Here is a 25528-nt window from a genome sequence, read left to right as displayed (position 1 = left end):
TATGAGCATCAAATTGGAGAGATGTCCGAGTGGTTTATGGAGCTGGTCTTGAAAACCAGTGATGCCGTTGGCACCGGGGGTTCGAATCCCTCTCTCTCCGCCAATCAGTTGGGAGTTTTCCTACCTTTAATTCTGCCTGGAGATGTACCCAAGAGGCTGAAGGGGCGCCCCTGCTAAGGGTGTAGGTCGGGTTACCGGCGCGAGAGTTCAAATCTCTCCATCTCCGCCAGAAAGTGGCTTAAACAAAGGGTTTAAGCCACTTTTCTTTTCTCTTCTCATGGTGTAATGCGCCTGAAAAAGTTGTATAAAATGGTGAAAAACAGATTGCTATTTCAACGGCTATTTCAACGCGAATTTCCCCAGAAACCATGCGGTGGTATAAATAAAAATAGGGGCCCAGCAAACGCCGAGCCCCACAACAGAAAAAGAAATAGATTTCTTGCTTTATCTTAAATAACTCGATTGAATTTTGTACATAATTCTGATATAATAACGTACAGAAAGAGAGGTGCTATAGTATGCCCCAGATTCGGCCCATTACTGACCTACGCAACACCAATGAAATCTCCGACATTTGCCACGCTCGGCGCGAACCAGTTTTTATCACAAAAAACGGCTATGGTGATCTGGTTGTCATGAGTATTGAGACCTACGAAGAAATGATGGAAACTCTTTTAACGGATTCCGCTATTTCAAAAGCGGAAACAGAGTTTCAAAACGATGGGCAGCTCCATGATGCAAAGGAAGCCCTTGCCTCTTTAAGGAGGAAGCATTTTGGAAAGTGAATATCATGTTGTCCTCTTAAGTCAGGCATTGCGGGCCTTGGATGATATCTACGGGTATATTGCCGGGACGCTGTTGGAACCCAACACTGCCATGCAGTTGATTGACAACATTGAATACGAAATCCTATCGTTAAGAGAAATGCCACATCGTTGTCCAACACGACGGCAAGGTATCTATTCCGGGAAATACCGACAGCTATTTATCAAAAACTATACCGTCATTTTTCGTATTGACGAGGATAAGAAACAAGTTGTTGTTGTGACTGTAAGATACGCAAAGAGCCAATTCTAGCAAACAAAAAAAGCCCCCGGATAGACCGGGGGCTTTCATTGATATAACTCATAGGTTATATATCCTTTCTTCGCTCGGTCATTTTTATTTTACCGATGTGTCAGAACCGTCACGCATCTTCTTCGCTCGGTCATTTTTATTTTACCGATGTGTCAGAACCGTCACACATCTTCTTTGAAATTAGATGGCCCGACGTGGTCCGCATCATTGAGAGGCGTGTCGGGCTCTGTCGCTAATAGTATAACCCGATGATTAAATTCTGGCAATGCCATTTCAGCCTTGATCTGAGCATCCAAGGAATAAAGGTTTTGGGTAATCGGTTTGGCATGCTGCCAGCATAAAATCAAGCGGTCAACTTCTTCGTCTTTAGTTGCAACGAACTGTTTTTCAAAAGAGCTCGTGGACATTTCATTCTTCTTTGGCTTTCTGGGCCTGTTTAACCATCTGATTTACCAGAACCGCAGCGCCAGCACAAAGCACGCCCTCCAAAATCCCCTGGGGGACTCCAATCAGCGCTACCCCAAACGCAATGCCGATGGCGGTCAGGATAAAGGGAATCGTCCAGTCTGGGATATTGGGGATGGATTTCAAAAACACCCCCAACACATACAGGGCAGCCGCCACAATGTACATGTTCTCGGTAATAAACTGGGTAAAGTCACTCATCACAAATTCCTCCTTAATGTTTCAAGTCCTTGGTGGGGAGGGTATGAACCCTCTCTATCCTAGAATCCATATCTCCATTCCACCCATGGGCCTTGTAATTCAAAAACATCTCCTCCAGAATCCGCCGCTCCGATGGGGTGGCGTATCCCTTGTTCAACAACCTCTCGATTTCCTCGGATAGTCTGGCATAAGCCAACAAACGGATGGTATCAAGGCCTGTCCGCACCTCTTTGACTAGCGCGTCTCTATCCGCTTTTTCCTCCTTCGCCTCGCTGTCCTTCTTGTCAAAGAACCGCTTGATGAAGAACAGCAAAATACCATTGATCCCAAGAACCGAGAGGATCGACAACGCTACTTCCACATCCAATCACCCCCTATTCGATGGTTAGCTGGAATTTGCCAATGGCCTTGCCAAACAGCCCAGCATATCCATCCTGGCCATTCGTGGTCTCGCTATCGTACTGGAAGGCGTAATACCCGCCACCCACAGGAGCCACGCGGTACTTGGCTTTCTGATAGGGCCGAATATCATCGGGGGTATAGAAATACACCTCAATGGCGTCGATCACCTTCCCATTACCGGCGTAACCGTTCACGATATCATTGATGTTGTATCCAGTTACCCAGGGGAGCCAGTCGCCACCCATCACATGCACCCGGTACTTTACCGACCCATGGGACACCCCGATGGCCACATCGGTAATGGGGCTATCCTCCCACCCAGCATAGTCTGCAAGGTTACATACCTCCGGTAGCCAGCCATGCTTCTGGGTGCGGACTCGATAAAATGCATCAATCTCCTTTGTACTAGGAACGGGAGTAGGCTGTGGGACTTCACCCCCCATATACCCAGTTACCATGTCCAGGAATCGCTGCCAGCCCATATCCAAAGTACGGTGCGGACAATATTTGCCACTGTAATCCTGATGCTTGGTCACCTTATCGATGCTCCAGCCGTAGCTTTTTAGCAGCATCGCGATATATTCAGCGGCGTTCTTCTCGGCTTGGATGAACCGCTCGCCGCCGCTTTTGCTATAACAGATTTCAATGGCGATCCCCTGGCGGTTTCCTACCCCATTCCCATCACCCGCATTCCAGGAATTGCGGGTAAAGGGAATGCACCGGATTACCTCTTTGTCATCTATTACTACATGGAAGCTGGCTTCGTTGTTGTTTCGGGCCATGTACAAGGCTTCGTTTTCAGCCGAAGCGTCGTTTGCCGTATTATGAACGATGATTCGGGTTGCAGTCATAGTATAGGGACACTTAATCCCATACTTGTTTTCAGGCACAAGCATGTTTCTAATTGGCACCATCAATATTCCTCCTTATTCCGTGATAAAGGACGAAAGAATCCTCCGCCTTTATTGGTTTGTTTATTGTTGTATGACCTATTTCCATCTGCCTATGGCAATATAATAGTAGCTTATCGTTTTGGTCAAAGAGTTCGGCGAATACACATATAACCTGTACTGCCCCGTTCCGGATTCGTTTAGCCCATAAAAAGCAACACTTATAAAATCGTTATCTTCAAGCCCCATCGTTACAACCGGATTGGAAATAAATGGTTGAGGGAAGGAGATAGCGGGAGCATAGCCATAATAGATGTTGCCAATGGATGTTGTCGCAGCGACCGAAGCACTAATCTTGTTGGAACAAATCATTGTGCCGTCCGAAAATTTGACCCAATTGCCGTTTTCATTGTTGCCACTATCAATAATTGGAGATCCACTTACATAAAATAACCAACGGAAACACGGAGGCCGCAAAATATATCACCGTAAAAGAAGGACAATATCTGGAGGTAAACCGGGGCGAATTCAAGTAGCATTCCAATAAAAAAACCCTCGCAAAAAGCGAGGGTTTTTTTATTGGAATGGCAGTCAACCGTCTTCGATTGTGCTCTTACAGCCCGCGCAACCGCTCCATGGCCTCAAGGGTGTTCTCCCTACTGCCAAAACCAGTCAAGCGGAAGAACCCCTCTCCTCCGGCGCCAAATCCCGTACCGGGGGTTCCTACAAGGGCCAGTTTGGTCAAAAGATGGTCAAAAAACGCCCAGGAAGTCATGCTTTTGGGGCATTTTAGCCAAATATAGGGCGAATTCTCCCCGCCCATAAACCAGATCCCCAGTTCCCGAAGGGTTTGGGCGATTTGTCCGGCGTTAAAGAGATAATAATCGATATTCTGGCGGATCTGCTCCAGCCCCTCAGGTGAAAGGGCGGCTTCCGCACTGCGCTGGGTGATATAGGACACGCCGTTGAACTTGGTGGTCTGCCGGCGAAGCCACAGTTCATTGAGGGGTGTTCCATCGCAAATCAATCCCTGGGGGATCACCGTATACCCGCACCGCATCCCGGTAAAACCCGCCGTCTTGGAGAAGGAACAAAACTCGATGGCACACCGCTCCGCCCCCTCGATCTGATAGATGCTGGTGGGCAGGCGTGGATCCCGAACAAAGGCCTCATAGGCACTGTCAAAGAGAATCACGGCGTTTTGACTGAGGGCATAGTCCACCCAAGCCTTCAGCTGCTCCCCGTTGTACACCGACCCAGTGGGATTGTTGGGTGAGCAGAGATAGATGAGATCCACCTGGACCGAAGGATCCGGCAAAGGCAGGAATTGGTTCTCCACGGTTCCGTTGACATAGAGGATCCGGTTGCCGGCCATCACGTTGGTATCCACATAGACGGGGTAGACCGGATTGGGAATCAGAACCGTGCTGCCGGCGGCAAAGATGTCCAGGATATTGCCAAGATCGCTTTTGGCGCCATCGCTGATAAAGATCTCCTCCTGGGATAGCGTTACATCCTTTTGCGCATAGTACGCACAGATGGCCTGCCGCAGAAATCCATAGCCCTGCTCCTCCCCATATCCACGAAAGGTCTCGGCACGGCTCATCTCCCGAACAGCGCGCTGAGCCGCCTCCACCACCGCCGGCACCAGCGGCAGGGTAACGTCCCCAATACCTAGGCGGATCACCTTTTGGTCGGGATGCTGGGCGGCATATGCGTCCACTTTTCTGGCGATGGTGGAAAAAAGGTAGCTTTCCTCCAGATTATGATAGTTACGGTTGATGTTCATACATGACCTCCATAAACCCGGGGCGGTTGACGCTTATGCTGGCTGGCAGCATGATAGCGCTCCATCCGATCCAACGCCCCCCTGTCCGCCTCCCCGGTCAGCAAATAGGCATCAATCTGCCGGTAGGCGATCCCCATTTCCCCCTCATCGGTCTGGCCGTCAAACAGGCCGGCGGACGGCGCTTTTTGTATCACCGATTCCGGCGCGCCGAGGTACCGTAAAAACTCATATACCTCGGTAACGGTGAGGTCAGCGATGGGATTAAAATCATAAGCGCCGTCCCCCCATTTGGTGAAATAGCCCATATATCCCTCGCTACGGTTGCCGGTGCCCGCCACCAGGCGGTTTTCGCTGGCCGCCACGGCGTAGAGGGCGGTCATGCGCAGGCGGGGACCGATATTGGCGGATGCGGACGCCGATAGAACGGCAACGCCGTCCATGGCGCGTACCAACGCTTCCTTCACTTTGGTGAGGTCCAACGTCCGGACAGCGATTCCAAACCGCGCCGCCACCTCCATGGCATCCCGGGCATCCTCCTCATAGTTGCGCTTGGATCCGCAGGGCAGGATGATTCCCAGAGTATCCTCACAGGCCATCTTGCAGAGAATGCCTACAAGGGCGCTGTCCTTACCGCCGCTGTTACCATAGACGATCCCCCGGGCCCCGGCCGACGCTAGGCTCTCCCGGATAAATCCGATCCGTTTTTCCGTCTCCTGGCGATAGTCCCGCATGATAGGACCTCCTTTCTAAAGCGTCGCATGGCCTACTCCCACTCGATGGTGGCAGGAGGCTTCGACGTGATATCGTACACCACGCGGCTTACCCCGGGCACCTGATTGGCAATCCTGGACGCAATCCGTCCCAGCACCCTATGGGAAATGGGGGTATATTCGCAGGTCATGAAATCGCTGGTGGTCACCGCCCGGAGGGCAATCACCGGCTCATAGATGCGGTCGTCCCCCTTTACCCCTACGGAATAGGTATCGGTCAACACCGCAAAGTATTGCTGCGGCTTTCGCCGTAGACGAGCGATTTCATCGCACAGGATATGATCCGCCTGCCGCAGGGTATCCAGCTTTTTTTCGGTAACCTCTCCCATGATCCGAATGGCCAGGCCGGGGCCCGGGAAGGGCTGCCGGTTCACCAGGGAGCTGGGCAGCCCAAGCCGTTTACCCAGCTCCCGCACCTCGTCCTTAAACAGGCCGGAAAGGGGTTCGATGACCCCATCAAAGGCCAAATCGGTGGGAAGCCCGCCCACGTTGTGATGGCTTTTTATGGTGGCGCCCAATTCCCCACCGGATTCAATGACATCCGGATAGATGGTCCCTTGGGCCAGATAGGGAATGGCGCCCAGCTCCCTGGCCTGCTCCTCAAAGACCCGGACGAATTCCGCTCCGATAATCTTTCGCTTTGTCTCGGGATCCCGAATGCCCTCCAGCCTGCGCAAAAACCGTTCCTGCGCGTTAACCCGAATCAAACGGATCTCGCTGTTTGCAAAGGCCCGCTGGATTTCGTCGCCCTCGTTCAGGCGCATGAAGCCATGATCCACAAACACGCAGGTGGCCTGGCCCGGGATGGCTTTGGAGAGCAGGGCGGCGCATACCGAGGAATCCACCCCGCCGGAAAGGGCCAACAGCACCTGCCGGCCCCCCACCCTGTTACGGATGCCGGCCACAGCCCGCTGGATGTAGTCATCCAAATGATAGTCTCCCTTGGCGCCGCAGATCCGGTATAAAAAGTGTTCCAGAACCTGGCCGCCGTATTGGCTGAGCTCGGTCTCGGGATGAAACTGTACCCCATAAAGCCCTCGCTCCCGGCACTGGCAGGCCGCCACGGCGCAATCCGCCGTATGGGCCGCGGCCTCAAACCCCTGGGGCAGGTCCACCACCCTATCGGTATGGCTCATCAGCACCGCGCTTTTCCGGGGCAACCCTTGGAACAGCGGAGAATCGGTGTCCATCTCCGCCTGGACTCTTCCGTATTCGCTGCGGATGCAGGGCTCCACCCTGCCGCCCAATAGATGGCACATCAGCTGCATGCCATAACAGATGCCCAGCACCGGGATTCCCAGGTCAAAAATGCCGGGATCGCACCTGGGGGAATCGGGCAGATAGACGCTGGCCGGACCTCCGGTCAGGATGATCCCAATGGGGTTGCGCCGCCGAATCTCCTCCAGAGGAAGATTGCCCGGCTTGATCTCGGAATAGACCGAAAGCCCCCGCACCCTTCGGGCGATGAGCTCTTTATACTGCCCGCCAAAGTCCAGTACCAACACCAGTTCGTTCATAGTCTTCCTCCCTTGCAGCATGGGCCGAGGAGGTCCTTCGGCCCGTGACGCCCGTCCTAGCTCTCATAGGTTCGCAACAGGCTTTCCGCCACCGCCCGCCGGGTGGTGCGCAGATCCATAGCCTGTTTTTCGATGTATCGGTGGGCCTCCTGTTCGCTCATGCTCAAATAGGAGATGAGGATACATTTAGCCCGATCCACGATGCGGATATCCTCGATCTTCTGTTTGAGCTGGCTGTTCTCCCTACGCATGGAGCGAAGCCGGTTAAAGCTGGCCTTGGCCAGCTTTAAGGCAGACCAGAACACCCCTTTATTGACGGGCTTTGAAACGGTCAGTACGCCCGCCTCCTCGGTGGCGGCGGAGACCTCCTCAAAATAGGCGCTGTTCACCAGGAGCATCACCTGGCAGGTTCCCCTTCCAGCCACATGCCGGGAAAAGCTCTCCCCGGTTTCGTCTTTTAAGGGCGCGTTGATCACCACCAGGTCAAACTCCCGCTCTAAGAGCAGCCGCCGTGCCTCGCCGCAGGACCGCAGGACCGTGATCTGGTCGATGGAAGCCGCATTGAGCATCTCCGTAAAAAAGGGGATGCTTTTTTCATTGCAGGTCACGATCAACGCAGTTTCCATATCCTCACCGCCTTCCCTTAAGGTGCAATCAGATCAGATGAAAATACCGCTTTCGCGTAAAAGCATCCATCGACTCCGCCCTCCGGCAGTCCTCCGCCTCCCGGCGTTTTTGAAGCAGATATTTTGACAGCAGCGGTTCCCCAACCACGCCCTTTACAAAGGGGCTGGCTTCCGCCGCGGAAACGGCCTCGGCCAGGGTCCCCGGCAGCGGCGTCAGAAACGCCTTTTCTCCCGCCTCGGCGTCAAACAGGTTGCCGTCCACGGCGGGAGGCAGCGCAAGGCCGTCCTCCATTCCCTCCAGCCCCGCCGACAGGATCAGGGCAAAGGCAAGATAGGGATTGATGGCAGGGTCGGGGGAGCGAAGCTCCATCCGCACCCGCTCTCCCACCGCTGCCGGAATACGGATCAGCTGTGACCGGTTCTGGTGGGACCAGGAGATGTATTTGGGCGCCTCAAAGCTTCCAAAGCGCTCATAGGAATTGGTCAGCGGGTTCAAAAACAGGGTCATGTCGGCAGCCCGGCGGAGGATCCCCGCGATAAAGCTCTCGGCCACAGGGGAATGGCCCTGGGCCGCGTTCCGAAAGATATTGAGCCCGTTTTGGGCCAGGGAAAGGTTTACATGGAGTCCGCTTCCCGCCATATTGGCCAGGGGCTTGGGCAAAAAGGAGGCAAACAGGCCGTTGCGGGCAGCAATGGCCTTGACCACCGATTTAAAGGTCAAAAGGTGGTCGGCGCTGGAAAGAGCATCGCTAAACTTAAAATCGATCTCATTTTGCCCCGGTCCCTGCTCATGGTGGGAGGCCTCGGGCTGGATCCCCATTTCCTCCAAGCATAGGCAGATCTCCCGCCGGATGTTCTCCCCTTTATCCAAAGGAGAGATGTCCAGATAGCCTCCCCGGTCCAAGGGTTTTTGGGTGGGCTCGCCATCCTCATCGGTCTGGAACAGATAAAACTCGCATTCCGCTCCCACCTTGCAGACATAGCCCAGGGCCTCGTACTGCGCGGCAACCCGTTTCAGCATGGATCTGGTATCGCCGGCAAACACCGCGCCATCGGGGGTTTTAATGTCGCAGTAAAAGCGGATCACCCGGCCGGGGCCCGGCCGCCAGGGCAGGACGGTAAGAGTGGCTGGATCGGGGAACAGCAAAAGGTCGGACTGGTCCGCATCCTGAAATCCCGCTATGGCGGAAGCGTCAAAGGACACCCCGTAGGTAAAGGCATCGGCAAGCTCCTCCGGCATGATGGAGATATTCTTCTGGATGCCGAAGGGGTCGCAAAAGCCCAGCCGGATGAATTTGACGTCGTTCTCCCGCACAAACTGCATCACTTCGTTCTGCGTATGGTTCATGGATTCCACCTCATCATTCCGTGGTATATAGCTGCCGGTAGGGATTCCTGGCGTTTGCTTTTAATCTATAATACCGGTCTTTTAAGAGTTTGTCTGCATCCATCCCAAAATGCATACAGAATTCCGATACATAGGGTCGAATTTCCTCCAGCATCTCCCCATCCGCTACCTCTGCGGTGACCTGCGCCGGCAGACCGGTAAGATTCCCCTGGGTACGGATAAAGATACTGCCCCCATGCATGCCGGTCCCGATAAAACCGCCCACCGGGATGTCCTCGGCGCCCATTCCCAAAACGACGATGAGCCCGCCAGCCAAATACTCCCCTAGGAAGCTTCCGGCTTTGCCTCCCACCACGATGACCGGACGATGCTCCCGGTATTCCTTCATATGGATTCCGGTGCGGTAGCCGGCGTTGTCCCGCACATAGATGCTACCGCCCCGCATTGCGTATCCCAAGGCATCCCCCGCATTGCCATGGATCACGATTCTGCCGCCGTTCATAGTATCCCCCACAGCGTCCTGAGCGTTGCCCATAACGTGGATTTCCCCTCCGTCCAGGTAGGCGCCCAATCCGTTGCCCGGGGTTCCCTGGATGTACACGCGCTTTCCCTTGATCCCGGCGCCCAGAAACCGTTGGCCCAGACATCCCGTTACCCGTACATCCTCCTCCGCATCCCGAATGCGGCGGTTTAACTCCTGAAAATCCAAATTCTCCGCATAAAGATCCATTTTATTCACTCTCCGGGGTTTGCAGAACATCGTCAAGCCGTCTCAAAACTTCCCGGTAACCCGCCAGAACATCGCCTAGATCCCGCCGGAAGCGGTCCTTATCCAGCTTTTCCTCGGTAGCCATATCCCAAAGACGGCAGGAATCCGGCGAGATTTCATCGCATAGGATCACGTGGCCGTCCACCCGGCCAAACTCCAGCTTGAAGTCCACCAGACGGATGTCCATTCGCTCAAATAACCTGCATAATAATTCATTGATATTAAGGGCTTGGCGCTCCATCTCCTGAAGCTCTTCCCGGGAGGCTAGGCCGATGGCGGTAATCTGGCTTCGATTGATCATGGGATCCCCCAGGGCATCGCTTTTATAGCTGAACTCCATCACGGTATTCCTTAGAAGCGTGCCCTCCGGCACGCCATACTTCTGGGAGAAGCCTCCGGCAGCCAGGTTTCGCACCACCACCTCCACCGGGATGATTTCCGCCCGCCGCACCACCACGGAGACATCGTCCACCACCTGGATCAGATGGGTTTCTACCCCGTGATCCATGAGATATTGGAAGATGCGGTTGGAGATGGCGGCGTTGAGCACCCCCTTGCCCGAAAGCTCCGCTTTCTTCTCCCCATTAAAGGCAGTGGCGGTGTCCTTATAGCGGATCAACAGGCTGCCCTCCCGGGGCCCTTGGCATACCAATTTGGACTTTCCTTCATACAATACTTGGCTCATATGTTCACTCCCCCGCGTGCTTGATGCCCAGAATATCCAGTTCCTTTTGATTGAGACCAATGCCCCGGAGCATCAGCCGGTTTCCCCGCAGGCTCTCAATGGCATTGATCCCCATGCCCCCCATCATCTCCATGATCTCGTGCTGCCAGGCGGCGAGCAGATTGACCAGCCGACGGGCTCCCACGTCTGGATCCAGCCGCTGGACCAGTTCCGGAACCTGGGTGGCGATGCCCCAGTTGCAGCGCCCGGTGTGGCAGCTTCCGCAGAGGTGGCAGCCCAGAGCCAGCAGAGCGGCGGTGGCAATATAGACGCAGTCCGCACCCAAAGCAATGGCCTTTACCACATCGGTGCTGCTTCGGATGCTCCCTCCTACGATGAGGGAGACATGATCCCGGATCCCCTCCTCCCGAAGGCGGCTGTCCACGCTGGCCAAGGCCAGCTCCACAGGGATGCCCACGTGATCCCGGATCCGGGTGGGCGCGGCGCCGGTGCCGCCTCGAAACCCGTCGATGGCGATGATATCCGCTCCACTCCGAGCGATACCGCTGGCGATCGCGGACACGTTGTGGACCGCGGCGATCTTAACGATTACCGGTTTTTGATAGCCGGTGGCTTCCTTTAAGGAGTACACAAGCTGCCGCAGGTCTTCGATGGAATAGATATCATGATGAGGCGCCGGGGAGATTGCGTCGCTGTGCTCCGGAATCATCCGGGTACGGGAGATGTCCCCTACGATTTTAGCGCCCGGCAGGTGGCCGCCGATGCCCGGCTTCGCCCCCTGGCCCATCTTGATCTCAATGGCTGCGCCGCTGTTGAGGTAATCTGGATGCACCCCAAACCGGCCGGACGCTACCTGTACAATGGTATGATTCCCATAGCGGTATAAATTTTCATGGAGTCCTCCCTCCCCGGTGTTGTAGAAAATCCCCAGTTCCTCCGCCGCCCGGGCCAAGCTCTCATGGGCGTTATAGCTGATGGAGCCATAGCTCATGGCGGAAAACATCACCGGCATGGACAGGCTCAGATAGGGCGGGAGGCGGCTTTCGATTTGCCCCGACGCGTCCCGGCTGATGGCCTGGGGCTTGGGCCCCAGAAATACCCGGGTCTCCATGGGCTCCCGAAGCGGGTCGATGGAGGGGTTGGTTACCTGGGATGCGTTTAGCAGCATCCTGTCAAAATAAACGGGATAGGGCGCGGGATTGCCCATGCTGGAGAGCAATACGCCGCCGCTCTCCGCCTGGCGGTAGATCTCCCGGATGGCTTTCCCGCTCCAATTAGCGTTCTCCTGGACGGCGTTATCGCTCTTAACGACCTTCAGCGCTCGGGTGGGGCACAGGGCCACACAGCGCTGGCAGTTGACGCACCGGGTGGGATCTGCAAGCATCTCCCGCCCGTCCTCCGCTCTGCTATGCACGCCGTTGGCGCACTGGCTGATACAGGCGCCGCAAAGGGTACAGCGTTCCCGATTCCGCACCACGTCAAACCGGGGGTAAAAAAGATCCAGCGCCATCATGTCTCCCTCCCATATAGTTCCACAATCACCGGCTGTCCCCCCTCTGGAGACCAGACGCCGTCCAGCTCCGGCTCCACCGCCCGGATGGCCGCCTCCTCGCTGGCGATATACACCCGATCGCCCTTCTCCCCCACCACCATGCTGCGCAGCTTCAGCCGGTCGTTTAGGGCCATCATGCCCCCCGTAAAGCCCACCAGGATGGAAAAAGGCCCGGTGATCAGCTGGGCGGCATATACGTTGCGGAGGTAGGAATACCGCGCCCGCTCCGCCTCCGGCATCCGGTCGATCTCCTGCCAGAAGGGAGCCGCCAGCACCGACGCCGTCTCCGAAAGGGTGAGCCCCCGCTTCCGATGAAGGTAATCGATGAGATAGGTGATCACCTCCGTATCGGTCTGTAGCGTGCAGGTGTACCCGTACATCTCTATGCTGCGGCGGTTGGCGTCATAGGAGGAGATCTCCCCGTTGTGCACCACCGAGTAGTCCAACAGCGCAAAGGGATGGGCGCCGCCCCACCAGCCCGGCGTGTTGGTGGGATACCGGCCATGGGCGGTAAAGCAATAGCCCTGGTACTCCTCCAACCGGTAAAAGCGGCCGATGTCCTCGGGATATCCCACGCCCTTAAAGACCCCCATATTTTTGCCGCAAGAGAAGACGTAGGCGCCTTTGATCTGGATATTGATGCGGAAGACGCATTTGATCACATACTCCCCCTCGCTTAGCTGGCTATCCGCCAGACGGGTAGGCAGAGGCAGCAGGAAATACCGCCAGATCAGGGGTTCATCGGTGATCTCCCGCACCTTCCGGGTAGGAATTTTGGAGAGGTTGATGATGTCGAAATGCCGTTCCAAAAATTCCTCGCAGGCGCGCTTGACGGATGGATCGTCATAGAAGATATGGAACGCGTAATATTCCTTATACTCCGGATAGATCCCATAGGCGGCAAACCCTCCTCCCAGGCCGTTGGCACGGTCATGCATCCGGGAGATGGACTGGATGATCGCCTCTCCGCTCATTGGCGTTCCACTGCGGTCGATAATCCCTGAAATGGCGCATCCCGACGGAATCCGCACCTGTCCCTCTCGCATAGCATTCCCTCCATTCAACGAAAAAGGCGCTCATCAACCCGCGCAGCCGGCAAAGAAATCTATCCTCGCCTGTGCGGTTTGATGAACGCCTTTGTTCAACGCACTCACTATACAATAGCCGCGTTTTCTTGTCAACGAAAATTTGAAATAATTTATTCAATATGTTGCAATTTCTTTTCTTTTTCCCAATCGAATGCCCAGTATATGCAGGATAGAAAAACACTTTTTTCATTTTTCCTGGTTTTCCCCCTTGACAACCCGGCGCCTGCGCGCTATATTGGGGCCATAACAGCAAAGGCGCTGTGGACGCGGGTCCACGGCGCCTTTCTTCATTATCCTAGAATGGGAGTGATCCAAATGAGAGACGTACCCAGCGTATTCGGCAGCATGGTGTTTAACGACGCCGTCATGCGCGCCAGACTGCCCAAGGATACATACAAGGCCCTGAAAAAAACCATCTCCCAGGGCACCCATCTGGAGCTGGACGTGGCCAACGTGGTAGCCAGCGCCATGAAGGACTGGGCAGTGGAAAAGGGCGCCACTCACTTTACCCACTGGTTCCAGCCCATGACGGGGGTTACAGCGGAGAAGCATGACAGCTTTCTCTCCCCTCAGGAGGGCGGCGGAGCCATCATGGAGTTCTCGGGCAAGGAGCTGGTTCGGGGAGAACCCGACGCTTCCAGCTTTCCCTCCGGCGGATTGCGGGCCACCTTTGAGGCCCGGGGCTATACCGTATGGGACATCACCTCCTACGCCTTTTTAAAGGACGGTACCCTCTATATTCCCACGGCTTTCTGCTCTTACAGCGGGGAAGCGCTGGATAAAAAGACCCCCCTCCTGCGCTCCATGGAGGCCATGGACCGTCAGGCCATGCGGATTCTGCGGCTGTTTGGCAGCACGCCGGCCCAGCGGGTCATTACCACCGTGGGCCCGGAGCAGGAGTATTTCCTCATCGATCAGGAGATGTACCGCCGCCGGCCCGATTTGGTTTACACCGGCCGGACCTTATTTGGAGCCCGGCCTCCCAAGGGCCAGGAACTGGACGATCATTATTTTGGCAGCCTGAAGCCCCGGGTATCCGATTTTATGCGGGATTTGGAGGAATCCCTATGGGAGCTGGGGGTCTACGCCAAAACCAAGCACAACGAAGTGGCGCCCGCCCAGCACGAGCTGGCCCCTATCTTCGGTACCACCAACATCGCCACCGACCACAACCAGCTCACCATGGAGCTGATGAAGCGCATCGCCAGCCGCCATGGCCTGGTCTGCCTGCTCCACGAAAAGCCCTTTGCCGGCATCAACGGCAGCGGCAAGCATAACAACTGGTCCATCTCCACCGATACCGGCGTCAACCTGCTGGAGCCAGGGGATACCCCCTACGAGAACGCCCAGTTTTTGCTGTTCCTGGTGGCGGTCATCAAGGCGGTGGACGACTATCAGGAGCTGCTCCGGGTGTCGGTGGCCAGCGCCGGAAACGACCACCGGCTGGGGGCCAACGAAGCGCCCCCCGCCATCGTCTCCATGTTTCTGGGGGATGAGCTGATGGAGATCCTCACCGCTTTGGAAACCGGAGCCGACTACCATGGCCATCAGCAGTACGAGATGGAGATTGGCGCCACGGTATTGCCCCATTTCCCCAAGGATACCACCGATCGGAACCGCACCTCGCCCTTTGCCTTCACCGGCAATAAGTTTGAGTTTCGCATGCTGGGCAGCGCTTTTTCCATCGCCGGGCCCAACATCGTGCTGAATACGGTGGTGGCCGAAAGCCTGCGTCAATTTGCCGATATCCTGGAAAACACCGACGATTTCAAGGGAGCCCTGGGCGACCTCATCCGGGAGACCATTGCCGCCCATAAGCGTATCATCTTCAACGGCAACAACTATTCCGACGAATGGGTACAGGAGGCGGAGCGCCGGGGGCTTTCCAATCTGAAGACCACCGTGGACGCGTTGCCTGCCCTGGTATCCCGGAAGAACATGGATGTCTTTATCCGACACCACGTGTTTTCCGAATCCGAGATCCGCTCCCGCTACGAGATTCTGTTGGAGAACTACTGCAAAACCCTGCACATCGAAGCGCTGACCATGGTGGATTTGGTCAACCGGGAAATCATCCCTGCCTGCATTGCCTATCAGAACAAACTCGCTGGATTGCTGGCAACAAAAAAGGCCTGTGGCGCCTATGATACCGCCCTGGAGGAGCAGCGGTTGGAACGGCTGTCTGGACTGTCCGCCTGTCTCCTTCGCCGGCTCACCGCTCTGGAGAGCGCCCTTTTGGAAACCAAAAAGTCGGAAGATCAGCTCTCCCTAGCCCGGTTCTATCGGAGCGAGATCTTCAGCCGCATGTCGGAACTGCGGCTGGTGGTGGATGAGTTGGAAACCCTGGTGGCGAAAGAGGATTGGCCGCTTCCCACCTATGGGGAGATGCTGTATAGCGTCAACTAGATAGACCATCGCGCACAAAGGCGTGCACCTGACCAACCATGGTTGGCGGGTGTACGCCTTTTTTATTCTAAAAGGAGGAATGCTCTATGTTTTCTGCTGTCGATACCATTTGGGTTCTTGTCGGCGCTGTACTGGTGTTCTTTATGCAAGCAGGATTTGCCATGGTGGAGACCGGATTTACCCGAGCCAAGAATGCAGGCAATATCATCATGAAAAATCTCATGGATTTCTGCGTTGGGACCTTGGTTTTCTGGCTTCTGGGATTCGGTCTGATGTTCGCTGGGGACGGCCCTTTTATTGGAGGACTGGACCTCTTTATTCAGGGAGATTATAGCGGTGCATTTCCTACCAGTGCTTTTGTAATTTTCCAGACGGTGTTCTGCGCAACAGCCGCTACCATCGTCTCGGGTGCCATGGCTGAGCGCACCAAGTTTTCCGCCTATCTGGTATATAGCTTGATCATCAGCGCTGTAATTTATCCCATTTCGGGCCATTGGATCTGGGGCGGCGGCTGGTTGTCCCAGCTGGGGTTCCATGATTTTGCTGGCTCCACCGCCGTTCATATGGTGGGCGGTATTGCAGCATTCATTGGCGCTAAGATGCTAGGACCACGGATTGGAAAATATACAAAGGACGGTTCCAGCCGAGCCATCCCCGGCCACAGCCTGACCCTGGGTGCATTGGGTGTATTTATCCTGTGGTTCTGCTGGTTCGGCTTTAACGGCTGTTCCACCATATCCATGACGGGAGATGACGCCATCCTTTCGGCCTCAAACATCTTTGTCACCACCAACATCGCCGCGGCCACGGCGGCTACCGCAGTCATGATCATCACCTGGTTACGATTCAGGAAGCCCGATGTCTCCATGACCCTAAACGGTGCTTTAGCGGGCCTTGTGGCCATCACCGCGGGCTGCGATTTGGTCTCCCCCATAGGCGCCTTCTTCATTGGCCTTATCGCCGCCTTTGTGGTGGTATACGGCATCGAATGGATTGACAAGGGGCTGAAAGTCGACGATCCGGTGGGCGCCATTGGCGTGCATGGGTTGTGCGGAGCTACCGGAACCATCCTCACCGGAGTCTTCGCCCTGGATGGCGGTCTTTTCTACGGCGGAGGATTTGCTTTTTTAGGAATACAGCTTTTAGGTGTTTTGTCGGTAGCCGCCTGGGTAGGCGTTACCATGACTTTGGTGTTTCTGGTCATCGGGAAAACCATTGGCCTCCGGGTTTCCCGGGAGGAGGAATTGGATGGCCTGGATATCCATGAGCATGGCATCGCCAGCAGCTATGCTGACTTTATGCCGGCATCGGAAGCCCCATTTCTGGCGGCAAACAGCATTCCCGTGCCCACCCCCCAGGAAGCCATTCCCGTAGTAAATAACTCTCGGCCAGGAAGCAAGATGACCAAGGTGGTAATCGTCACCAGACAGAGTAAATTTGAGGCTTTGAAAGCCGCGCTGGACGGTATCGGCATCACCGGCGTCACTGTCACCCAGGTGCTGGGCTGGGGGATGCAGAGGGGACAGCAGGAATACTATCGGGGCGTGCCGGTGGAGACTACCCTCCTGCCCAAGGTTAAGGTGGAAATCGTCATCTGCAAGATCCCCCTGGATCTGCTTCTCTCCACCATTAAGCAAGCCCTTTACACCGGCAATATTGGCGATGGCAAGATCTTCGTATATGATGTGGAAAACGTCATCAAAGTCCGCACCGGGGAAGAGGGGTACGATGCTCTTCAGGACGAGGAATAGGCTTCCTTTCCTACCAAGAAGCTATAAAGGAAACGGTATGGCGCCGCATCGGCGCCTGCCGTTTTTCCCTTGCCTGGCCTTGCATGGGGAGACGTCTTCTGTTAAGATGAGCAAAAACAAAAAGAGGTGTGTTCCATGCGCATTGCGATCTATGGAGCCGGATCCCTTGGCACCATTTTAGGCGCATATCTGACCAAGGCTGGGCTGAACTGCGAGCTGATCAACCGCAACCAAGCCCACGTAGAGGCCCTTCGGACACAGGGCGCCCGGGTGACGGGCACGGTGGAGCTTACCGTTCCGGTGAAGGCCCTATTGCCCCAGGAGATGTCCGGGGAATACGATGTAATCTTTCTTATGACCAAACAGTTGCATAACCCGGAGGTGGTCTCCTTCCTAAAGCCCTATCTGGGAGAAACGGGGTTGATCTGCACCCTGCAAAACGGCATTCCGGAGCCCGCCATCGCCGAGCTGATTGGAAAGGATCGGGTGGTAGGCTGTACCGTCGCCTGGGGCGCTACCCTGTTGGCGCCCGGCGTATCCCAGCTGACCTCGGAAGCCGACAGCCTTACCTTCGGCATGGGCACCATGGAAGGCGTAGGATCCCAAGGACTGAAGCTGGTAAAGGGGATCCTGGAGCATATGTGCCCGGTGGAAGTGGAGGACAATTTTATGGGCGTGCGCTGGAGCAAGCTCCTGATCAACGCGGCCTTCAGCGGGCTGGGCACCGTCATCGGCGGAACCTTTGGCGATGTTTCCGAGGATCCCAGGGCACGGCGGGTTGCCCAATACCTGATCAAAGAATGCATTGATGTAGGCCATGCCGCCGGCGTAACCTTTGCTCCCGTCCAGGGCAAGGACATCGTTAGGCTGCTCTATTTCAAAAAAGGCGGTGTAAAGCGCTGGCTCTCCTACCGGATCATCCCCATCGCCATGAAAAAACACCGGCTGCTGAAGCCCAGCATGCTCCAGGACATCGAACACGGGAAGCCCTGCGAGGTAGACGCCATCAACGGGGTTGTCTGTCAGTTTGGACGCCAGCACGGCGTGCCTACCCCCTTTAACGATATGGTGGTACGGGTCATCCAGGAGATGGAGCGAGGAGAAGGCGCTCCCCGAAAGGACAACCTAGACCGCTTTCAGACTCTTTTTTAAAAGCGCATCAGCAGAAAAAGGCTCCGGATCTCTCGTCCGGAGCCTTTTTGATCCCTCTATTGCGCGTTCGTTGCAGGGGCGCTCTCTTCCTCATCGGGAGCGATGGCGCTGTCCATCAGCTTGAGCAGTTCCAGCGCGCTGCGGAACCGCTTGGTCTCCTCCTTTTCGGTCCAAACAACCGTGCCCTGCCAGGTGGCGTTTTGCCGGTACTGCACCTGCACTACAAAAGTCGCTTTCTTCCCCTTCTGCTGGGCGGTATCCTTGGCCATGGGGCTCAACTCCTCCCTCTTTTGACGTTTTTTTTCATCCGCGCCGCTGCCCTGGCGCTGGTATGTTTCAAAATATCTGTTCTCCGTAGACGCCTGGGGGATCCCCAACTGGTCAAACAGCTTTTCCATCTCAAGCAAAAGCTCATTGATTTCCTGAAACAAAACGGCCTGTGGGGAAAGCCTGTGAAAGATTCGCCCGGCTATGTTGGCGTTATCCCACCGGTCCACACAGATAATAACCCTATTGGGAACATGCAATCCAATCATTTTATCGACACCATATGTTGTTTTTAAGCACATGATAACAGCCGCCGGTCAAATTTCCGGTCACATCTTCCTACAAGAAAGCCCGATTAAAAAACAAAACCCCCGGCGTTCCTCCGAGGATTTTATCGCTGCTTTCTATTGCCAGCTTAAATTGCCCGTGCCAATGACGGACTGATCGATTGATTTGCCTATGTCTACCACCGAAATCGCCTTGCTATGCACGCGCAGGTCCCGGCGGCGGATGTTCCGCAAGAACTGGTCTCGGATTCGGTTGGCCACCACCTTGCAGTTCTCCTGGTTGATATCCATCAATAGCAGCAAGAATTGAGAAGGACTATACCGGGTGCAGATATCCCCCCGCCGCAGGGAATTCCGCACCGCATCCTGAAACGCCCTGGATACCTCCCGCAAATCCTTACCCCCTGCCGGGACGCTGCCATCCCACTGGGTGACGCTGCACAGCATCAAAAACGCGGACTGGCCGCTGCGCTCGATATGCCGTACCACAAACCGGTAGGTGGAGGTAAAGTCATGAAAATTGCACTGATATGCGCCGGTTTGGGTCTCTCCCTCGCTCATGTCCTCACGAATCGCATCCAAAGAGCTGGCCAGGGGCTGAATCTTGCCGGTGATTCGTTGGAACAGCTCCTGGAGCTCCTCGGAGGGGCCAACGCCCAGGTCATCAAACAGCAGGTTGACCACCCTGTCATACTCCGCCACCGCCTCTTTGTAGCGCTGAAGCTGAAACAGGCAGGAAATGTATAGAATATGCAGGCTTTCATCATAGGGATAAAGGGTAGTGGCCCGCCGGATGGGGCCCAGCAGCCGGCTGATTTCCCTGCTCTGGGACAGCAACGCATAGGCCTCCTGAATGCAGCTCCGGTAGAGATCCTGATACCGAACCGCCGGCACCATGGCCCAGGTTTCCCCCAGAAGCCTAGGGAGAAAGTCCCCTTGGTACAGGTCCATGGCCTCCAGATAGGCGCCAAATTTCTTCTCCCGATCCGCTGTCCGCCGAGCAATGGCGATGGCCTCCTCAAAAGCTTCAACGTCCATCCAGCAGGGGATCTGTTGGGTAAACCCATAGCATCCATTCTGAAAATAGATACAGCTATCCCCCGGTAAATCGGCTGCGATAAACAGCTTCCTCAGGCGGTAGATGAGATTTTTCAACACGTTGGCGGGGCTCTCGCTTTCCTCCCCTGCCAACAGGACCTCGATCAACTCCTCTTGGGGCACCCCCCGCCGCCGGTTCATCAAAAGATACTCCAAAAGCTGGGTTACCTTGCTGTTACGGCTTCGTTCCGAGACGATGGGCCGCTCGCCGTAATAGACCGAAAATCCCCCCAGCATACGCACAATAAAACGACCGTTTTCCACCGGTTTCTCTCCCATCCTGCGTTTTATCCGTTAGATATTAGTTTTTTAGCAATACAGCTTAATCATATCCGGATTCCGCCCATTCCGCAACCAAAACCGCTCCTATATTGGAATGATTTGAATGGAAATGTAAGAAACGCTAGGATTTTATCAAAAAACCCGCCGGTTGGACATGGCTGGCCTCCGTCTATGCTTACGGCCCCTCCAATATCGGCACCTGGGACGGCAGCGGATAGCCGACGAGACACCGGTTATGGTAGAGGAACTCCTCCCGCCACAGGCCGGTACGAACATCCACCCGCCTGCGGTAAACGTCCACGGTCTGTTGGACGCCCTCCCCCAGCCGGGTATATCGCAGGTTCCGGGTAAAGACCTCCAGCCGGTATTTGGGAGGCTCCGCGAGACGAATGCGTCCATAGACGTATTCCCCCATGAACTCGATCTCGATCTGGATTGGCTGCCCCGTCTCATTGGCAGCCTTAAGATCCAGCCAACCCTCCCCCACGGTGGCGTCCACCCCTTCGGGAATCTCCGGATCCGGCAGGGGAAATGCCTTGATTCCATGGGCATGGCGCTCCACTATGCTCAAAGGGCTGTGGAGGAACATCCAATACAATAGATTGCTGTGCTGGCACAGACCCCCGCCGTATTCCGGCACGATGGCTCCGTCCCGCAGGGTCAGCGCATCCCGGTATGGCTCCTCCCGGTCAGCATGCCGTACCAACTGCCAGAAGGAGAAGGTTTCCCCCGGGCGGATCACCACCCCATTGAGCATACGGGCAGCCAGTTTCAGGTTATGTACCTTGTTCTGTTGGTAGGTCATATCCGCGCCGGTCGCGGGATTGAGCATCCTAGAGCGGGTCTCAAAGCCGATATAGGGAAGCAGATCCCCCCGCTCCCGGGCATATTTCCGTCCGTCCATCCTCATCTTTAAATAAAAGCAACGTTTGCGCTGCCATACGCGGAGGGGAATCAAAAAGGGGAAAACCTGAGTTAAGCGCTTTCTTGCCATCTTCACACCTCTCCGGATTTCCGCCGGATGGGATATTGCCGGTTTACCAGCACCGGATGCTCCCGGCGCGGGGCGCCCCTGCGAAAAAGTTGGCGGGTCATCCCAACCCCTCCTCTAAAATGCGGTCCAGCGCCTGGGAAAACTCCAGGCCGGCTGCCGCCAGCATCCCTGGAAAACGGCTATGGGGCGTCATCCCCGGGATGGTATTTACCTCGTTGAACACCACCTGGCCCGACGGGGTTAAAAACAGGTCCACCCGGGCAAAGCCCCGGCAATCCAACGCCCGATAGACACGGGCGGCGGCCGCTTTGATCCGTTCCGTAGTTCCCTGGTCGATCCTAGCCGGCACGTGGATCGCCGATTCCCCCATACCGTACTTCTCCCGGTAGTTGAAGAAATCCGCCTTAAGCTCGATTTCGTCCACCGCGCCAACAAACAGATTTTCCCCCCGGCCTAGGACCGCACATCCCACCTCAAAGCCCGGTATCTCCTCCTCCAGGAGGACCTTCTCATCGTGGGAAAAGGCGGCGGACACCGCTTTTTCCAGCTGACTCTCCTCCACAATGCGGGCGATGCCAAAGGAGGATCCGGCGCGGGCGGGTTTTACAAACAACGGATAGTGCAGCCGAGACGCCAGTGCGGTGACCCGCTTCCAGTCCATCCAGTTCCAGATCACCGCCGATGGAGGAACCGGCACGCCGGCTGCGCCGGCCAGGGTATGGGCCAGCTCCTTATCCATACAAAGGGCTGAGCTCAGGGTGCCGCATCCCACCAAAGGGATTCCTGCAAGCTCAATCAGTCCCTGTACGGTGCCATCCTCCCCATTTCGGCCGTGCAGCACCGGAAACACCCCATCCAAATGGGATTGACGCACGCCGTCCTCCCGGAATTCCAGTAGCTCCTGCCCACGAACCGGGGATAGGGCCACCGGCGTGCATGAGCCATCCCGCCACCAGGTATCCGTGGGAATTCGATCCAGCTGTCCGTGGTACCACAGCCATTTCCCTTCTCGGGTAATGCCCACCGGCACGGCCTCGTACCGGTCGGGCCGTAAATGGGTCAATACCCCATAGGCCGATTGCAGGGATACGGGGTATTCGCTGGAACAGCCGCCAAACAGCACGGCCAGCCGCTTCTTTCTCATGGTCTCTCTCCTCCGATACCGGGCCTGCGGGCCCTTACTGACCCTGATTCTATCCTTCCTTTTAGACGACGGCTTTGCCGATTTCTTAACACAATCTGTCGTTCCCGTGACGATTTTCTATCGGCCTCTTTTTGAAAGCGTTTATCCCGGCTACGGGTTTGCGGGAGCCGGGCTTTCATGCTATTGTAGTGATATCAATCACACCGGGAGGCATCCATGTCCAAGTATCCGCTCGTAAGTTATTCCTATGAACCCTCCTCTATCCTGCTGGTTGGATTGGTCCTGGGCGCCATCGCCGCCGCGGTATTGATGACAGCTGTGCTCCCCAGCCACAAACGGGCGGAGTTATCCCCCACTATGCAGAAAATCCACGACTTTTTCAATTTTAAAACCTTCTGGATGGGCGGCATTTTAAAGGCGCTTTATATCGTGTCCACCACGGCAGCCCTCTGCGCCGGACTCTATCTCTTAACCATGGAGCCGCTCCAAGGGCTGTTGTTTCTGGTCCTTGCGCCGGTACTGCTTCGGCTGTTATACGAGGCGGGCTATCTGTTTCTATCCATTCGCTCCGAGGTTCGGGAAATCAACCGCAAGCTGGACCGGCCCGATCCAGCTCCCAACGCGGGTGGGGAATCCTCGTCTGCCGACCATAACGTCTGCAAAAACTGCGGCAACGAGCTGAGCCCCTCGAACCTGTTTTGCCCCGAGTGCGGCACCCGCCGAAGCTAAAAAAGCCTCTTTGGCAAGGGCTTGGTTTTCTTGGGGGAGTTTTTCCCAATTTCCTATGATTTCTGCTATACTTACGAATAGAGTCCCAGTGGACAAATACATTTGGAGGTAAAAACATGAGGATCCGAATCTTTGATTCCAAGGAAGAGTGCTTTGAGGCCGCCGCCTCGGTATGGGTCAATTACGCCATCGCCCATCCCACCAGCATCATCGGCTGCTGCACCGGCACTACCACCGGCCCCATCCATCAACTGGTGGTGGAGAAGTATAAAAAGAGCCCCTTTGATACGTCCAACCTGCGCACCGCCAACGTGGATCAATTCGTGACCCCCAATCCCTGCCCCAAAAAGCTTACCATGTACCACTCCATGCGCCCCCTCTACGAGGGCCTGGGCCTGGATGAGGAGCACGGCATGCTTCCCAGCTGCACTCCTGAGGATCCCGACGCCGAATGCGAGAAATACGAGCGGAAGATCCAGATGCTGGGCGGCATCGGCCTGCAGGAGCTGGGGATCGGTTCCGACGCCCACATCGGGTTCTGTCTGCCCGGCACCCCTTTCGGCAAGGGTATGCACGTTACCCGGGTATCCGATAAAATCGTGGAGGATATCCGCACCGCGCCCCAGCACGGCGTGGATCCCAGCTACGGCCCCTTCTATGGCATGACCATGGGATTAAAAACGGTGATGCATGCCCGCTTCACCTTCCCCATTACAGTGGGCGCCAGCAAAGCCCAGGCCACCTACAACGCGATCCTGGGCCCCGTCACCGAGGACGTCCCCGCCTCCATTCTCCAGATGCATCCCAACTGCCTGTGGTATATGGATCGGGAGGCTGCCGAGGGCATCATCGGCCGGGTCAATCCCGACGGTACCATCATCAAATAGCCACAATCAAAAAAGCCCCGCGTTTGCGGGGCTTTTTGCTATCGATCCATGGGCATGGAGCCAATTCATCCGGTAGGCCTCTCCGTACCAAGCAGAGAGGAAAATACCTCTTTTGCCGGATCATCCTTCTTCCATAGCGGCCCTCTCCTCCTACTTAGGCTTTTTTGCGAAAGACCAGCCATTTGCTGAGGATGTAATTGACCAGGATCACCAGTACCCCCGCTCCGATTTTGGGCAGGGTATCCGAAAGGCGGAATCCCTCCACCGCCAGCACCAGCAGCCCGGATTCCATCAACAGGGTAGCAACCCGAGCCAGATAAAACCGCACGGCCTCCCGGAACACCGCCGACGCGCCCCGGGTCCGGCTCTGGAACACAAAGCGGCGGTTGGTCAAGTAGGCAAAGGTAACCGCGCCGATCCAAGCCAAAACATTGGCAGCCACATATTCCACCCCCAACAGCCGGCGGCATAGAAAATAGACGGCATAGTTGACCCCGGTGGTCAGTGCGCCAAATATCACATATAAAAGGATCTCTCGATATTCTCGACAGAGGGATCTGATGCGATCCATACCCATGTTATTCTCCAATTCCATCACCATCCACAGGATGGTCAAAAAAGTCCGGTTCTATTCCCAGTTTTTGGAGGGCCTTATGGGGAAAATAGGGCCTGGAATGCAACGCAATGGGTCTCCCGTTCCAATCGGGAAGGATTAGGGTATCGGCCCAAAGGGCTTGATACCGGGCGCCATATGCCCGGTTGAACTCCCTGTTCCCATATCGGTCGTCCCCCAGGATGGGATGTCCCAAGGCGCTGAGCTGCACCCGCAGCTGATGGGTACGCCCGGTGTGAGGCAGACACCGTACCAAGGCTAGATCTCCCTGTGCCAACCGGGTTTTGAACTCCGCCACGGCGGTCCTCCCCCGAGGAGATCGGGTCTTGGCGGCGCGTACCATACCACCCGCACATTTTTCCAAATAATGGGTATAGATGCCGGAAGCCACCCGACCCTGCGTCAACGCCCAATACCTTTTTTCCACTCTCCGCTCAAGAAACAGGGCGGTCGCATGCTGGTAGGCGGCGCCCTTGGCAAATAACACCACCCCACCGGTCATGGCGTCCAGCCGGTGGCAGGGCCGAAACCCGGGGAAGTTCACCTTGACCCACGTTTCCAGGCCATCTCGCCCCACGGTGGGAATCCCCGGCGGCTTGTCCACCGCCAGCAGATCCTCCGCCTGTAATAGAATCCGGTATTCGTTTCGCTTCATACCCATCCCTCTCTGGGGTATTCTACTTCATTTTTCTCCACCCGTCACCCCAGGGTTATTTCATCCTAAAATATGATATACTGT

At 55.8% G+C, this 25528-nt stretch carries 26 protein-coding genes and 2 tRNA genes; 9 read left to right on the top strand and 19 right to left on the bottom strand.

Features of this window, described 5'->3' with window-relative positions; translation table 11 throughout:
* The first annotated feature begins 15 nt into the window (after positions 1-15).
* From KP626_RS07870 to KP626_RS07855, 4 genes are all read left to right on the top strand, one after another.
* Positions 16-103, top strand: a tRNA-Ser gene (locus tag KP626_RS07870).
* A gap of 35 nt (positions 104-138) precedes the next feature.
* A tRNA-Ser gene (locus KP626_RS07865) sits at positions 139-229 on the top strand.
* A gap of 289 nt (positions 230-518) precedes the next feature.
* Positions 519-785: a type II toxin-antitoxin system prevent-host-death family antitoxin gene (locus tag KP626_RS07860; RefSeq protein WP_395976478.1), complete on the top strand. Its 267-nt coding sequence runs from the start codon at positions 519-521 to the stop codon at positions 783-785.
* Entirely contained in the window at positions 775-1077 is a 303-nt protein-coding gene (locus tag KP626_RS07855) for a type II toxin-antitoxin system RelE/ParE family toxin (RefSeq protein WP_395976476.1), read from the top strand. The genes KP626_RS07860 and KP626_RS07855 overlap by 11 nt, the downstream gene beginning before the upstream one ends.
* Before the next feature lie 161 nt (positions 1078-1238).
* On the opposite strand, the gene KP626_RS07850 is transcribed toward KP626_RS07855, so the two are convergent.
* The 13 genes from KP626_RS07850 to KP626_RS07790 all read right to left on the bottom strand — a co-directional run bounded on the left by KP626_RS07850 (position 1239) and on the right by KP626_RS07790 (position 13137).
* The gene (locus KP626_RS07850) at positions 1239-1484 is read right to left on the bottom strand and encodes a hypothetical protein (RefSeq protein ID WP_395976474.1); all 246 of its coding nucleotides are present in this window, start codon (positions 1482-1484) and stop codon (positions 1239-1241) included.
* A 1-nt stretch (position 1485) separates the two neighbouring features.
* Complete coding sequence (locus tag KP626_RS07845) at positions 1486-1743, bottom strand: phage holin family protein (RefSeq protein WP_395976472.1); 258 nt, start codon at positions 1741-1743, stop codon at positions 1486-1488.
* A 13-nt stretch (positions 1744-1756) separates the two neighbouring features.
* Positions 1757-2104 carry a hypothetical protein gene (locus tag KP626_RS07840; RefSeq protein WP_395976470.1) on the bottom strand — a complete coding sequence of 116 codons (348 nt, stop codon included), beginning with the start codon at positions 2102-2104 and terminating at the stop codon, positions 1757-1759.
* A gap of 13 nt (positions 2105-2117) precedes the next feature.
* Entirely contained in the window at positions 2118-3059 is a 942-nt protein-coding gene (locus KP626_RS07835) for an N-acetylmuramoyl-L-alanine amidase family protein (protein WP_395976468.1), read from the bottom strand.
* Between the two features lie 589 nt (positions 3060-3648).
* The gene (locus KP626_RS07830) at positions 3649-4824 is read right to left on the bottom strand and encodes an LL-diaminopimelate aminotransferase (RefSeq protein WP_395976466.1); all 1176 of its coding nucleotides are present in this window, start codon (positions 4822-4824) and stop codon (positions 3649-3651) included.
* On the bottom strand, positions 4821-5555 hold the full coding sequence (gene nadE, locus KP626_RS07825; protein ID WP_395976464.1) for an NAD(+) synthase: 735 nt from the start codon (positions 5553-5555) through the stop codon (positions 4821-4823). Before nadE ends, KP626_RS07830 begins: the two co-directional genes overlap by 4 nt.
* Before the next feature lie 32 nt (positions 5556-5587).
* The gene (guaA, locus tag KP626_RS07820; protein ID WP_395976462.1) at positions 5588-7111 is read right to left on the bottom strand and encodes a glutamine-hydrolyzing GMP synthase; all 1524 of its coding nucleotides are present in this window, start codon (positions 7109-7111) and stop codon (positions 5588-5590) included.
* A 56-nt stretch (positions 7112-7167) separates the two neighbouring features.
* Positions 7168-7737 carry an ANTAR domain-containing response regulator gene (locus KP626_RS07815; RefSeq protein WP_395976460.1) on the bottom strand — a complete coding sequence of 190 codons (570 nt, stop codon included), beginning with the start codon at positions 7735-7737 and terminating at the stop codon, positions 7168-7170.
* Between the two features lie 28 nt (positions 7738-7765).
* Positions 7766-9085 (bottom strand): glutamine synthetase family protein, encoded by a 1320-nt coding sequence (locus KP626_RS07810; RefSeq protein ID WP_395976458.1) that lies wholly within the window; start codon positions 9083-9085, stop codon positions 7766-7768.
* Positions 9086-9098: 13 nt separating this feature from the next.
* Positions 9099-9815, bottom strand: coding sequence for a glutamate synthase (locus KP626_RS07805; RefSeq protein ID WP_395976456.1), 717 nt, complete (start codon positions 9813-9815; stop codon positions 9099-9101).
* 1 nt (position 9816) lies between these two features.
* On the bottom strand, positions 9817-10539 hold the full coding sequence (gene purC / locus KP626_RS07800; protein ID WP_395976454.1) for a phosphoribosylaminoimidazolesuccinocarboxamide synthase: 723 nt from the start codon (positions 10537-10539) through the stop codon (positions 9817-9819).
* 4 nt (positions 10540-10543) lie between these two features.
* Entirely contained in the window at positions 10544-12049 is a 1506-nt protein-coding gene (locus KP626_RS07795; RefSeq protein WP_395976452.1) for a glutamate synthase-related protein, read from the bottom strand.
* Entirely contained in the window at positions 12049-13137 is a 1089-nt protein-coding gene (locus KP626_RS07790; RefSeq protein WP_395976450.1) for a hypothetical protein, read from the bottom strand. The genes KP626_RS07795 and KP626_RS07790 overlap by 1 nt, the downstream gene beginning before the upstream one ends.
* Positions 13138-13494: 357 nt before the next feature.
* On the opposite strand from KP626_RS07790, the gene KP626_RS07785 reads away from it, so the two are divergent.
* The 3 genes from KP626_RS07785 to KP626_RS07775 all read left to right on the top strand — a co-directional run bounded on the left by KP626_RS07785 (position 13495) and on the right by KP626_RS07775 (position 18488).
* Complete coding sequence (locus KP626_RS07785; RefSeq protein WP_395976448.1) at positions 13495-15585, top strand: glutamine synthetase III; 2091 nt, start codon at positions 13495-13497, stop codon at positions 15583-15585.
* Positions 15586-15671: 86 nt separating this feature from the next.
* A complete protein-coding gene (locus tag KP626_RS07780) occupies positions 15672-17336 on the top strand; it encodes an ammonium transporter (protein ID WP_395976446.1) in 1665 nt (554 codons plus the stop codon).
* Between the two features lie 135 nt (positions 17337-17471).
* Positions 17472-18488 (top strand): ketopantoate reductase family protein, encoded by a 1017-nt coding sequence (locus tag KP626_RS07775; protein WP_395976444.1) that lies wholly within the window; start codon positions 17472-17474, stop codon positions 18486-18488.
* A 56-nt stretch (positions 18489-18544) separates the two neighbouring features.
* Here the strand turns inward: KP626_RS07775 and KP626_RS07770 are convergent, their stop codons facing one another.
* From KP626_RS07770 to vanG, 4 genes are all read right to left on the bottom strand, one after another.
* Positions 18545-19024, bottom strand: a complete 480-nt coding sequence (locus tag KP626_RS07770; protein WP_395976442.1) for a hypothetical protein — start codon at positions 19022-19024, stop codon at positions 18545-18547.
* A gap of 135 nt (positions 19025-19159) precedes the next feature.
* Positions 19160-20404, bottom strand: coding sequence for a BTAD domain-containing putative transcriptional regulator (locus KP626_RS07765; RefSeq protein WP_395976440.1), 1245 nt, complete (start codon positions 20402-20404; stop codon positions 19160-19162).
* A gap of 193 nt (positions 20405-20597) precedes the next feature.
* Positions 20598-21416, bottom strand: coding sequence for a glycopeptide resistance accessory protein VanW (gene vanW / locus KP626_RS07760; RefSeq protein ID WP_395976438.1), 819 nt, complete (start codon positions 21414-21416; stop codon positions 20598-20600).
* Between the two features lie 97 nt (positions 21417-21513).
* Positions 21514-22560: a D-alanine--D-serine ligase VanG gene (gene vanG / locus KP626_RS07755; protein ID WP_395976436.1), complete on the bottom strand. Its 1047-nt coding sequence runs from the start codon at positions 22558-22560 to the stop codon at positions 21514-21516.
* Positions 22561-22776: 216 nt separating this feature from the next.
* Here vanG and KP626_RS07750 point away from each other — a divergent pair, with 216 nt between their 5' ends.
* Positions 22777-23289 carry a zinc ribbon domain-containing protein gene (locus tag KP626_RS07750; RefSeq protein ID WP_395976434.1) on the top strand — a complete coding sequence of 171 codons (513 nt, stop codon included), beginning with the start codon at positions 22777-22779 and terminating at the stop codon, positions 23287-23289.
* Between the two features lie 116 nt (positions 23290-23405).
* Positions 23406-24176, top strand: coding sequence for a 6-phosphogluconolactonase (locus KP626_RS07745; protein ID WP_395976432.1), 771 nt, complete (start codon positions 23406-23408; stop codon positions 24174-24176).
* Between the two features lie 154 nt (positions 24177-24330).
* Here KP626_RS07745 and KP626_RS07740 read toward each other — a convergent pair whose 3' ends face one another.
* Positions 24331-24747 (bottom strand): GtrA family protein, encoded by a 417-nt coding sequence (locus KP626_RS07740; protein WP_395976430.1) that lies wholly within the window; start codon positions 24745-24747, stop codon positions 24331-24333.
* Between the two features lie 7 nt (positions 24748-24754).
* Positions 24755-25444 (bottom strand): RluA family pseudouridine synthase, encoded by a 690-nt coding sequence (locus tag KP626_RS07735; RefSeq protein WP_395976428.1) that lies wholly within the window; start codon positions 25442-25444, stop codon positions 24755-24757.
* Between the last annotated feature and the right edge of the window lie 84 nt (positions 25445-25528).

This window comes from Christensenella sp. MSJ-20 (genome assembly GCF_044357945.1).
Taxonomy (GTDB): Bacteria; Bacillota; Clostridia; order Christensenellales; family QAND01; genus QAND01.
This window is presented reverse-complemented; position numbering and strand designations above follow the sequence as displayed.

Bases quoted from the DNA above. Each gene is read 5' to 3' on its own strand.
- KP626_RS07860 (WP_395976478.1), top strand. From the start codon at position 519: ATGCCCCAGATTCGGCCCATTACTGACCTACGCAACACCAATGAAATC.
- KP626_RS07850 (WP_395976474.1), bottom strand. From the start codon at position 1,484: ATGTCCACGAGCTCTTTTGAAAAACAGTTCGTTGCAACTAAAGACGAA.
- KP626_RS07845 (WP_395976472.1), bottom strand. From the start codon at position 1,743: ATGAGTGACTTTACCCAGTTTATTACCGAGAACATGTACATTGTGGCG.
- KP626_RS07835 (WP_395976468.1), bottom strand. From the start codon at position 3,059: ATGGTGCCAATTAGAAACATGCTTGTGCCTGAAAACAAGTATGGGATT.
- KP626_RS07830 (WP_395976466.1), bottom strand. From the start codon at position 4,824: ATGAACATCAACCGTAACTATCATAATCTGGAGGAAAGCTACCTTTTT.
- nadE (WP_395976464.1), bottom strand. From the start codon at position 5,555: ATGCGGGACTATCGCCAGGAGACGGAAAAACGGATCGGATTTATCCGG.
- guaA (WP_395976462.1), bottom strand. From the start codon at position 7,111: ATGAACGAACTGGTGTTGGTACTGGACTTTGGCGGGCAGTATAAAGAG.
- KP626_RS07815 (WP_395976460.1), bottom strand. From the start codon at position 7,737: ATGGAAACTGCGTTGATCGTGACCTGCAATGAAAAAAGCATCCCCTTT.
- KP626_RS07810 (WP_395976458.1), bottom strand. From the start codon at position 9,085: ATGAACCATACGCAGAACGAAGTGATGCAGTTTGTGCGGGAGAACGAC.
- KP626_RS07805 (WP_395976456.1), bottom strand. From the start codon at position 9,815: ATGGATCTTTATGCGGAGAATTTGGATTTTCAGGAGTTAAACCGCCGC.
- purC (WP_395976454.1), bottom strand. From the start codon at position 10,539: ATGAGCCAAGTATTGTATGAAGGAAAGTCCAAATTGGTATGCCAAGGG.
- KP626_RS07795 (WP_395976452.1), bottom strand. From the start codon at position 12,049: ATGGCGCTGGATCTTTTTTACCCCCGGTTTGACGTGGTGCGGAATCGG.
- KP626_RS07790 (WP_395976450.1), bottom strand. From the start codon at position 13,137: ATGCGAGAGGGACAGGTGCGGATTCCGTCGGGATGCGCCATTTCAGGG.
- KP626_RS07785 (WP_395976448.1), top strand. From the start codon at position 13,495: ATGAGAGACGTACCCAGCGTATTCGGCAGCATGGTGTTTAACGACGCC.
- KP626_RS07780 (WP_395976446.1), top strand. From the start codon at position 15,672: ATGTTTTCTGCTGTCGATACCATTTGGGTTCTTGTCGGCGCTGTACTG.
- KP626_RS07775 (WP_395976444.1), top strand. From the start codon at position 17,472: ATGCGCATTGCGATCTATGGAGCCGGATCCCTTGGCACCATTTTAGGC.
- KP626_RS07770 (WP_395976442.1), bottom strand. From the start codon at position 19,024: ATGATTGGATTGCATGTTCCCAATAGGGTTATTATCTGTGTGGACCGG.
- vanW (WP_395976438.1), bottom strand. From the start codon at position 21,416: ATGGCAAGAAAGCGCTTAACTCAGGTTTTCCCCTTTTTGATTCCCCTC.
- vanG (WP_395976436.1), bottom strand. From the start codon at position 22,560: ATGAGAAAGAAGCGGCTGGCCGTGCTGTTTGGCGGCTGTTCCAGCGAA.
- KP626_RS07750 (WP_395976434.1), top strand. From the start codon at position 22,777: ATGTCCAAGTATCCGCTCGTAAGTTATTCCTATGAACCCTCCTCTATC.
- KP626_RS07745 (WP_395976432.1), top strand. From the start codon at position 23,406: ATGAGGATCCGAATCTTTGATTCCAAGGAAGAGTGCTTTGAGGCCGCC.
- KP626_RS07740 (WP_395976430.1), bottom strand. From the start codon at position 24,747: ATGGATCGCATCAGATCCCTCTGTCGAGAATATCGAGAGATCCTTTTA.
- KP626_RS07735 (WP_395976428.1), bottom strand. From the start codon at position 25,444: ATGAAGCGAAACGAATACCGGATTCTATTACAGGCGGAGGATCTGCTG.